Below are 6,381 nucleotides of genomic sequence, written 5' to 3'. Positions count from 1 at the left end.
GGAAGTAGCTCAGTTGGTAGAGCTCCAGCCTTCCAAGCTGGTTGTCGCGAGTTCGAGCCTCGTCTTCCGCTCCAAAAGAAAAGCCTGCTAATGCAGGCTTTTTTATTTTAATGTACTTAAGTCGGTGTTTGGCTCAACTTCATAAGCAGCTTTGTTTTGTTCGAAAATACGCGCCGTTAAGCTTCCTTCTAAAACAATTGTATCACCAGAAACTCTTAGCCAACTTCCCTCTCTTAATCCCACAACAGGTTGTGAGTTAATCGTGTGAAATTCGTTGATTCTCGTTTCTCTCGTTTCTCCCATATGGGTAGAACCTGCTATTGGATCTAAATAATGTGGGTTGATGTTGAATGGTACAAATCCAAAAGTCTTAAAGGAAGGAGGATAAGTAATTGGCATGTCGTTGGTGGTCTCCATTGTCAAGCCACAGATATTACTTCCTGCACTACAACCTAAATAAGGTGTTCCTTGATTGACGACTTCAGTTATGGTAGAAAGTAGATCATGCGCATAGAGTTGTTTGACCAACAAAAAGGTGTTCCCTCCACCAGTAAAAATTCCCGCTGCTTGTTGGATAGCTTCTTTAGGGTTGTCAAATTCATGCACCCCTTTTACTTGAACTTGGATGGGTTCAAAGGCTTCTCGTACTTTTTTTGTATATTCATCATGGCTGATTCCACTAGGACGTGCGTACGGTATAAATACAATCGTCGACCCAGGTGTAAAATGGGTTTGTAGGGTTGGTAGTAAGTACTCCAAATAACTTTGATCGTAAATCGTTGAAGTACTCGCTATGATTATGTTTCTCATGCTTACTTTGTTAGATGTAACAAAAGTAGGCTTTATTCGTCAAATGAAAAAAGGGCTTTGTATTTTGGGTATTTTATATTTAACATAACTTTACACGATTAAAATTTTGCTTTCTATGATTATAAGATATTTTTACAGACCTTATTAATATATTAGTAGATGAAATTAGTTTTAACTTTTTTGTTGTTTATAATAGGTATTGTAGTATTTGCCCAAGATAGGGTTGCTTTACACGGTAAAATTGTGTCGCGCAACAAAGATCTAGAAGGCATTTACGTCTCAAATATCAATACAGGAGATGCGCTGCTTACTGAGCCAGGAGGGTATTTTTCTATTCAAGCACAAGAAATGGATACCTTGATGTTTTCAGGTCCTCTTTTTATTGGTTATCGCTATGTTTTAGATGATATCGACTTTAAACGCGATATTGTTTTAATTCCGCTTGAACCGAATGATCTCAATCGACAGTTAAATGAAATTGTTATTACTCGTATTTCCTCTTCTTCTTTAGGGTTAGTTCCTGAAGGTGCTAGACGTTATACACCTGCAGAACGTCGATTATATACAGCTACTTCAGGATCGGGAATTATTCCTGTCAGTGCAATTGTCAATTGGATTAGTGGACGTACTGCTATGTTGAAAAAAGCATTGAAGTACGAAAAGCAAGAAATGAGAAAAGAGAAGTTTTTGGATATAATGGATGAATATGTATTAATTAAAGATTACAGTATTCCTAAAGATTATGTAGTTGGTTTTGCTTATTATGTTTCGGATGATGATATTATGTCTGGTTATTTGAATGCAAGTATTGTTGAAAAAGATAAGATCTCTTCTAGAACGGGAGTTTTGGCTTTAGAATTTTTGGATTTATTAGGCGATAAAGTAAAGGAAGAATCTCAGCAGATGAATTTAACAATAGAGTAAGTAAATTTAAACCAGCAGAAAGCAACTAAAAAATAATAAACTTTGTAGATTTGTATCTTAATTAAAAACAGCGTTATGTTTGGAATAGGAGGAGGAGAATTTTTTTTTATCATATTAGTCATTTTAATGCTTTTCGGTTCTGATAAAGTTCCAGAAATGGCAAGAGCTTTTGGTAAGTTTATGACACAGATAAAAAATGCAACCAACGATATTAAAAGCGAGATCAATAAAAGTGCAGAAGAATCAGGTATTAAAAAAGATATTGAAGACGCGTTAGATTTAAATGCAGATATTAACCCGATTAAAGATATTCAACAGGAAATTGAAAAACAAAAAGAGGATATCGAGAATATTACAGGGCCAATTAAAAGAAGGAATTAATGTTAGATCAACTCATACAGCTAGATAAGGAACTACTGATATTTTTTAATGGATTAGGAAGCGAGACTTATGATCCTTTTTGGTTGTTTATTACGAAACAATTCAATTGGATTCCTTTCTTTCTGCTGTTGGTTTATTTAACCTATAAAAAAGTGTCTATTAAAAAACTAGGGCTAATTATTTTGTTGTTAGCTGGTTTAGTTGCGTTTACGGATCAAATGACTAACTTAGTAAAATATACTGTAGCTCGACCAAGACCGTGTAATACAGAAGATATTCAAGCCTTGATTCGCGTTGTGAAATGTAGTTCAACTTTGAGTTTTTTCTCAGGACATGCTTCAAATTCCATGGCTAATATGTTGTTTATGTTTATGGTCTTGAGAAGGTATTATAAACATGCCTATTTGGTATTTATATTCCCGCTACTATTTGCTTATAGTAGAATCTACTTGACCATGCATTTTCCATTTGATATTCTTGCTGGCTATTGCTTTGGCTTGTTGTCAGGAACGATGTTCTATCAAATTTTCTTGTGGATTGAAAGAAAATACAACGATAAATTAATATAGTAAAAAGGGATTTGGTCAAACCAAATCCCTTTTTTTATCGTACTCTCGATACCGTTAATCCATCTCGTATAGGTAGCAAAATGGTTTCTACTCGAGGATCCTCTTTTAGTAGCTTGTTATACTGATCCAAGGCAATCGTACTTTTGTCGTTGGCTTTTATTTCTTCAATTACTTTTCCGGACCATAATACGTTATCCGAAAGAATAATTCCTCCAGGGTTCATTTTGCCAATCACCAATTCGAAATAATTGCTGTAGTTTTTCTTATCTGCATCGATGAAAACCAAGTCGTATTTTTTGTCTAGTTGAGGGATAATGTCTAATGCACTTCCAACGTGTTGTACTATTTGTTCTCCATAGGGAGACAGATCAAAATACTTGCGTTGAAAATCGTATAGCTCTTCATTGACGTCAATCGTGTCTAAAGTTCCGTTTGAGCGTAGACCTTCTGCTAAACTCAAGGTTGCATACCCTGTAAAAGTGCCTATTTCTAAAATGTGGGTTGGGTTGACTAACTTGGAAATCATACTCAAAAAACGCCCTTGAAAATGCCCGCTTAACATTCTGGGTTGGAGGACTTTTTGATGGGTCTCTTTGTCAAGTTGAGCGAGTAATGCCGGTTCGTTTTCGCTGTGATTCGCCGCGTAATCTTCTAATTCTTTAGATATAAAGTGCATAGGTATAACAAATTTAATTGGGGAATTTATTCTGCAAAGATAAAAGGCTTTTACTAATTCAAGGTCTTTTTAGCGATTTTATCCTATTGAAGAAGGAATCTGTAAACGAAGCGAAAAAAATGGTAAATTTAACTACAAACAAGAACGAATAGTTATGAAAATATTTTGGAAATTTTTAAAAGGGTTGCTCATTGCTTGTGTAGCAGTTGTTGTTTTGGCCTACGTATTTAAAGTGGATTATTTGTTTACAGCCGTGCGTACGATTTACTTTAATGGATATAAGACGGCTTTCTTAGATGATTACCACTATTTTCCAACGCGAGATATTCTAGCAGGTGAAGCTCAGCCTTGGCCGATGGCAAAGGATTACAATGCCGTAGCGCCTACTCAAGTATTAGCAGATACTCATAAAGAATTGCAGACGATCGCTTTTTTAATCATTAAAAATGATAGCATTTGGCATGAAAGTTATTATGATGGTTATACGGCAAATAGTAAAACTAATTCCTTTTCTATGGCGAAAAGTGTGGTATCCGCAGCTTTAGGAAAAGCGTTACAACGAGGGGAAATTAAAAGTTTAGACGATAAAGTAATTGCGTATCTTCCCGAATTAAAAGGCCAATACAAAGACGAAGTAACCGTTGGCGATCTGTCTTCGATGGCTTCTGGTTTGGATTGGGATGAAGGCTATTATAGCCCGTTTTCTGTGGTCACTCAAGCGTATTTCGACAAAGATTTGAGAAAGGTGATGCTCGGACTAGAAATAAAGGAGAAACCAGGACAAAACTTTATTTATAAAAGTGGAGACACACAGCTGTTGGCGATGGTTTTAGAAAAGGCGACAGGTAAAACAGTAGCGGAATATGTCTCGGATTATTTTTGGAAGCCCATGGGGGCAGAACATGATGCGCTATGGCAAATTGATCACCAAGGTGATGGGATCGAAAAATCTTACTGTTGTTTTACCAGTGGAGCAAGAGACTTTGCGCGTTTTGGAAAACTGTATAAAGATTTGGGCAAATGGAAAGGTGAACAACTTCTCGATAGTGCCTTCGTGGCGAAATCGATCAAGCCTCGATTTGAATCTAGCCCAGAGTATGGGTATGGATGGTGGTTGAAAAACTACCACGGACAAGATTTCTTTTATATGCGCGGACATTTAGGACAGTTTACGATTGTCTCGCCTAAAGACAATGTGATTATCGTTCGCTTGGGGCATATCAAAGGCTTACAAACGGAAGAAGATCCGCATAGCAACGATTTGTATACCTATATTGACGAAGCTTATGAAATGTTAGCCCAACGAAATAAATAAAGATGATAGAGCAAATAAACGTATCTCATATTTTATTCCTTGATATTGAAACCGTTCCCCAGGAAAGCGAATTCAATAAATTAGACGGAGAAGTACAACAATTGTATGAAGAAAAAACGCGTTATCAGCGCAAAGGGGAAATTCCAGTAGAAGAGTTCTATTCCCATGCGGGTATATGGGCTGAATTTGGTAAGATAGTTTGTATTTCTGTGGGCTATTTTACGTACAAAAGGGGAGAACGTCAGTTTAGAACGACGTCTTTTATCGGAGAGGAAAAACAACTACTACACGATTTTTCCAATCTTTTAAATACGCACTTTAATCGAAGTGAACATTTGCTGTGTGGACACAATGCCAAGGAGTTTGATTTTCCTTATATCGCACGTCGAATGATTGTTCACGGGTTGAAAATTCCTGCTAAATTAAATTTAATGGGGAAGAAACCCTGGGAGGTACCGCACTTAGATACTATGGAAATGTGGAAATTCGGAGATTATAAACACTATACTTCTCTTAAACTGTTAGCTCATATACTACAGATACCCTCTCCAAAAGATGATATTAACGGAGCCGATGTTGCCAAAGTTTACTACCAAGAGCAAGATGTTGATCGCATTGCACGTTATTGTGAAAAAGATGTCATTACGGTTGCTCAAATTGTGCTGCGTTTAAAAGGAGAACAGCGTTTAACAGAAGATGAATTAATTTCTGTTTAAAAAAAGGCGTTAAAAATATTGAAAAACTTGCTTTTAATAAAAAAATAATTTCTAGCTTTGTATGTAGTAAAAATCAGAGAAAAATATACAATGTTAACAATTCAACTTTATTTTCATAAATCAATGTGGTGTTCAGCACAAGAGGTGAATGAGTTGGTATTGTTATTTTAAATGTGAAAAGTAATAGTAACTATATACGAAAGCCTCTGTTTGATTGACAGGGGCTTTTTTTTTAATCCAATGAAAACACAAATTCAGTATTTATCGAACCCATTATGCTATATGTGGATGTTTATTAAACATTCGCCTAATCGCTCGTTACCAGAACTGAAGCAAGAATCCTTGTGTTTTTAAATTAAAATATAGATTCAATGTAATATTTCAAGTCCTTTTGGTAACGTACGACGACCAAAAGGACTTTTTTTTTGAGGTAAAGTGTCGTGATGAAAACAAAAAGTAAAAAGTAAAATGAGTAAAAAAGTAGTAAAAGTCTTGGGGTTCTCAGTTCGAGAAAGTCAATTAGCCATCAAAACAGCGAACTTTTCATTCACCGTTCGAGATGGAAAAGAATTAGTCAAAGAAACGCAAGTAGATTCAGAAGAATTGCTCTTAGCTAAATTAGCGGGAAGTATCCATGCAGTAGGGAATCTGTTGGGTTCTAGACTGAATGTAGATTTAAAATCTATTCAAATTGAAGTAAGTGGGGAGTTGCGCGATAGTCAGCAACAAGGAGGATTAAATGCGGGTGCGTTTAGACAAATTGACGTGATTGTCAAGCCAACATCAACGGCGTCCATTGTAGTGTTGAAAGAATGGATGGATGCGGTAAAATCAACCTGTCCTGTATTTGCCAATTTCAAACAGCAAACGCCAACTATTGTTACCTTGGTAAAGGAATATGATCATGTAAATGTGGCTTAGTATGGTGGTGATTTGTCTTTTAATTGTGATTTCATGTGCGATTGTTGGTAGAGCCTATAATCGCACGTG

The 6,381-nt window shown here is 36.1% G+C and carries 8 protein-coding genes; 6 read left to right on the top strand and 2 right to left on the bottom strand.

Translation table 11 applies throughout. The features are described 5' to 3' along the window. Positions 1-102: 102 nt before the first annotated feature. Positions 103-810 carry a dipeptidase PepE gene (gene pepE, locus ACPDG9_RS12040; RefSeq protein WP_430527993.1) on the bottom strand — a complete coding sequence of 236 codons (708 nt, stop codon included), beginning with the start codon at positions 808-810 and terminating at the stop codon, positions 103-105. A gap of 159 nt (positions 811-969) precedes the next feature. Here pepE and ACPDG9_RS12035 point away from each other — a divergent pair, with 159 nt between their 5' ends. From ACPDG9_RS12035 to ACPDG9_RS12025, 3 genes are all read left to right on the top strand, one after another. Continuing rightward, complete coding sequence (locus ACPDG9_RS12035) at positions 970-1,734, top strand: hypothetical protein (RefSeq protein ID WP_430527992.1); 765 nt, start codon at positions 970-972, stop codon at positions 1,732-1,734. 75 nt (positions 1,735-1,809) lie between these two features. Continuing rightward, positions 1,810-2,115: a Sec-independent protein translocase subunit TatA/TatB gene (locus tag ACPDG9_RS12030; RefSeq protein WP_430527991.1), complete on the top strand. Its 306-nt coding sequence runs from the start codon at positions 1,810-1,812 to the stop codon at positions 2,113-2,115. Then, a complete protein-coding gene (locus ACPDG9_RS12025) occupies positions 2,115-2,684 on the top strand; it encodes a phosphatase PAP2 family protein (RefSeq protein WP_430527990.1) in 570 nt (189 codons plus the stop codon). The genes ACPDG9_RS12030 and ACPDG9_RS12025 overlap by 1 nt, the downstream gene beginning before the upstream one ends. A gap of 34 nt (positions 2,685-2,718) precedes the next feature. Here ACPDG9_RS12025 and ACPDG9_RS12020 read toward each other — a convergent pair whose 3' ends face one another. Further along, positions 2,719-3,360 (bottom strand): O-methyltransferase, encoded by a 642-nt coding sequence (locus ACPDG9_RS12020; protein WP_430527989.1) that lies wholly within the window; start codon positions 3,358-3,360, stop codon positions 2,719-2,721. Between the two features lie 154 nt (positions 3,361-3,514). Between ACPDG9_RS12020 and ACPDG9_RS12015 the strand changes: the two genes are divergently transcribed. The 3 genes from ACPDG9_RS12015 to ACPDG9_RS12005 all read left to right on the top strand — a co-directional run bounded on the left by ACPDG9_RS12015 (position 3,515) and on the right by ACPDG9_RS12005 (position 6,312). Further along, on the top strand, positions 3,515-4,675 hold the full coding sequence (locus ACPDG9_RS12015; RefSeq protein ID WP_430527988.1) for a serine hydrolase domain-containing protein: 1,161 nt from the start codon (positions 3,515-3,517) through the stop codon (positions 4,673-4,675). 2 nt (positions 4,676-4,677) lie between these two features. Beyond that, complete coding sequence (locus tag ACPDG9_RS12010; RefSeq protein ID WP_430527987.1) at positions 4,678-5,391, top strand: 3'-5' exonuclease; 714 nt, start codon at positions 4,678-4,680, stop codon at positions 5,389-5,391. Between the two features lie 468 nt (positions 5,392-5,859). After that, positions 5,860-6,312 (top strand): OsmC family protein, encoded by a 453-nt coding sequence (locus ACPDG9_RS12005; RefSeq protein WP_430527986.1) that lies wholly within the window; start codon positions 5,860-5,862, stop codon positions 6,310-6,312. Positions 6,313-6,381 lie beyond the last annotated feature (69 nt).

The organism is Myroides sp. C6-3 (assembly GCF_050522425.1).
Lineage (GTDB): Bacteria > Bacteroidota > Bacteroidia > Flavobacteriales > Flavobacteriaceae > Flavobacterium.
The sequence above is the reverse complement of the archived record's forward strand: the minus strand, read 5'-3'. Positions and strand labels throughout refer to the sequence as shown.